Genomic DNA, 1470 nt, shown 5'->3' with positions numbered 1-1470 from the left:
AATTACCCCTGTCGGCAGTGGCGTTTTTGTCGGTGGCTCCGGTGGCCACTATTGCCGCCAGGTAGAACCTGCCGTCAGGATAAAAGACACCGTTGGTGGTATTGTAAGCATAATCCGTCAGCCCCGGCGAGGTGATGTTAGAGTAATCAGCGTCCGAGTCTGCCGCCGATACGAACCACTGGTAAGTAGCGTTTCCTATTCCTCTGAACCCCCTATTTGAAGAGGATGGTTGCTCCGTTGCACCTAATCCATTAAGAACGCAGCGATAATAGCGCCGTGAACCGTTTGTGGTCGCTCCCCCAAATAGACTCAGAGTAACTTTGTCTACATATTCGGCATCCGAAGCTATCGCCAACGCATCCCCGATTGTGCCAGCCGGGGCGGTGGTGTCATTTAACGTCACGAATATATCGCCAGTCATATTAGAAAATCCCCAGTCCTCATCACCGTCGCTTCTTTGCCACTGATATTGTGGAGTGACTATGCCGGTGTGCCCTCTATCCGATGTGGAGTTCAGTGAGGCTGCACCATCGGCGGTTTCTGCCCATTTGTAATATCTGCCTTCCCCATCATTGAACGATGCCCCCGACAAGTAGACATAAACATAATCCGTGTAGTCACCATCGCTTGCCACCGCCGTCCCGGGGGTTATGGTAGGAAGCGGAACATCCGTGTCCACATACGGGCTGGAAGTCACTCCCACTATGTCGGAGTAATTGTCATCACTATCACCGGCGCTTCTCATCAACTGAATGAGGAGCGGTCCTGCGTTTCTATATCCGCTGTCGGCAGTCGAGTTTTGGCTCGTTGTTCCGGTGGCCGACATCTGACGGAGATAATATCTGGCCTCCCCGTCCGCTACGCTGCTTCCAACTAGGGATATGCTTATATTGAACGAGTACGTCCCATCAGTGGCATCAGCACTACCTGGTGTTATGATACCCGCCGGGGACGTGGTATCGTCCCAAGAGGCAGACGTAGCCCCGCTTAAAACCGAATAATCGCTCGGACTCGTAGAGTTGCTGCGATACCATTGATATGCCGGTGTTCCATAAGATTGATAGCCCTGTGCATGGGTAGTATTAAGGCTGGTTGTCCCGGTGGCTGAAAGGGTATAGAAGTAATAATGAGGATAGGTCGTCACGTTGCTTCCCGTAACACTCAAACCCACCTTGTCTGAGTAAGTATCATCCGTCGCCACCGCTGCCCCGGGAAAGAGGACCGACGGATAAGCTGTGTCATAGTAATTTTCAACGGTAGTGGGAGCCGTTAGGTTGCTGAAGTCACTATCCGCATCAGTAGCCGACCTCCAGACCTGGTAATTGATAGCCCCACCAAGTTTATACCCTGTAGTCTGAGCTGCGTCTATCCCATCTCCTACTCCCGAGACTACGATTTGATAATACTGCACTAGAGTATTATTGGTTGCCCCCGTAATAACGGATTCCCCACTAACCGAAAGAGCCACGC

At 51.8% G+C, this 1470-nt stretch carries 1 protein-coding gene; it reads right to left on the bottom strand.

What is annotated here, in order from left to right:
- Nucleotides 1–1470, bottom strand: a 1470-nt coding sequence (locus tag HWQ67_RS18375) for a hypothetical protein (RefSeq protein WP_218254144.1), incomplete at both ends; no start/stop codon positions are given.

The sequence above is a fragment of the Candidatus Magnetobacterium casense genome (genome assembly GCF_019173545.1).
Taxonomy (GTDB): Bacteria; Nitrospirota; Thermodesulfovibrionia; order Thermodesulfovibrionales; family Magnetobacteriaceae; genus Magnetobacterium; species Magnetobacterium cryptolimnobacter.
The sequence above is the reverse complement of the archived record's forward strand: the minus strand, read 5'-3'. Positions and strand labels throughout refer to the sequence as shown.